Here is a 1447-nt window from a genome sequence, read left to right as displayed (position 1 = left end):
GTGGCCACCGGCCAAGACGCTAAATCGCTTCCATCGCACAAATCATGCCCGTGCAGATACAAGGGGTTCTCTCCGCGCGCACAGGCGTAGGCCGCATCGCGCCGCTCACGCCCTCTTGTCGCTTCACTGACAAAGAGCTGTGCTTATGGGGCCTTACGTCCTCCTGATGGAAATGATTCGCACCCGGGTTCCACGGTTGTGAAAGAAGGCCCCTTCCGATAGGTTCCGCGCGCGCTTACCCACCCAATCCTGCTTCCTCCAAGAACCTGCATGCTTGGCCGTCCTAAACTCGTTCTTGCTTCCGGCTCGCCTCGGCGGCTGGCCCTGCTCAACCAGGCCGGCATCGAGCCCGACGCGCTGCGTCCGGCCGATGTCGACGAGACCCCGCGGCGGGGCGAGCTGCCGCGCGCCTGCGCCAACCGCCTGGCGCGGGCCAAGGCCGAAGCGGCGCTGAAATCGGTGCAGCTCGACGACGACATCCGCGGCTCCTTCATTCTGGCCGCGGACACCGTGGTCGCGGTCGGCCGCCGCATCCTGCCGAAGGCCGAGCTGGTCGACGAGGCCGCGCAGTGCCTGCGCCTGCTGTCGGGCCGCAACCACCGCGTCTACACCGCGATTTGCCTCGTGACCCCGAGGGAAGCGTTCCGCCAGCGCCTGGTCGAAACCCGCGTGCGTTTCAAGCGTTTGAGTGAGGATGACATCCAGGCCTATATCGGTTCGGGCGAATGGCGCAGCAAAGCCGGCGGCTATGCCGTGCAGGGCATTGCCGGCTCCTTCGTGGTCAAGATGGTCGGTTCCTACAGCAATGTCGTGGGCCTGCCGCTCTATGAAACGGTCACGCTGCTCGGCGGCGAAGGGTTTCCGATCCGATACGGCTGGCTGAACACCGCTACGGTTGGTTGAATGCCGGAACAGCGAAGACAGGCGGGCGCCGCGGAGGCGCCTGCGAAGGCGGAGAAACCGTCCAAGACGCCGTCCAGGCCGTGCCCGATCTGCGGCAAGCCGGCCGAGCATGCCTTCCGCCCCTTCTGTTCCGCCCGCTGCCGCGACGTCGACCTCAACCGCTGGCTCTCCGGCACCTACATCGTCCCCGGCCGCGACGACCAGGCCGAGGATAGATCAGACTTACCAATAAGTTGGGGATAACGCGGCGCGCCCATGATGGCTCTGCGAAGCGGGGCCGCGCCCGGCGTAGCCAAAGGCGAAGCCGGGTAGACATCGCCCCTCCACCCCACTATAACCCGCCCGCTCGCTCGGCCTTTTTGGCCCTCCCGCGACCTGCCCAGGTAGCTCAGTTGGTAGAGCATGCGACTGAAAATCGCAGTGTCGGTGGTTCGATTCCGCCCCTGGGCACCAAAACTACGCTCTTGTGCGCTAGCATTACAGTTGTCTTTTTGTTTTGAAGTGCGCGCGCTGGGCGGCGGCCTGGTGAGCTCTACGCCAAAGT

Annotated in this window: 2 protein-coding genes and 1 tRNA gene; all 3 read left to right on the top strand. The window is 65.0% G+C overall.

Annotated elements, in window-relative coordinates; translation table 11 throughout:
- Nucleotides 1-270 precede the first annotated feature (270 nt).
- A complete protein-coding gene (locus tag AAFX91_RS41605) occupies nucleotides 271-903 on the top strand; it encodes a Maf-like protein (protein WP_130578882.1) in 633 nt (210 codons plus the stop codon).
- Entirely contained in the window at nucleotides 904-1146 is a 243-nt protein-coding gene (gene yacG / locus AAFX91_RS41600) for a DNA gyrase inhibitor YacG (RefSeq protein WP_394570337.1), read from the top strand.
- A 134-nt stretch (nucleotides 1147-1280) separates the two neighbouring features.
- A tRNA-Phe gene (locus tag AAFX91_RS41595) sits at nucleotides 1281-1356 on the top strand.
- Nucleotides 1357-1447 lie beyond the last annotated feature (91 nt).

Origin of the sequence: Bradyrhizobium sp. 31Argb (assembly GCF_043638955.1) — a bacterium.
GTDB lineage: Bacteria > Pseudomonadota > Alphaproteobacteria > Rhizobiales > Xanthobacteraceae > Bradyrhizobium.
The sequence above is the reverse complement of the archived record's forward strand: the minus strand, read 5'-3'. Positions and strand labels throughout refer to the sequence as shown.

What these genes read in the sequence shown, in the direction of transcription:
- AAFX91_RS41605 (WP_130578882.1), top strand. Translation starts at nt 271, where the DNA reads ATGCTTGGCCGTCCTAAACTCGTTCTTGCTTCCGGCTCGCCTCGGCGG.
- yacG (WP_394570337.1), top strand. Translation starts at nt 904, where the DNA reads ATGCCGGAACAGCGAAGACAGGCGGGCGCCGCGGAGGCGCCTGCGAAG.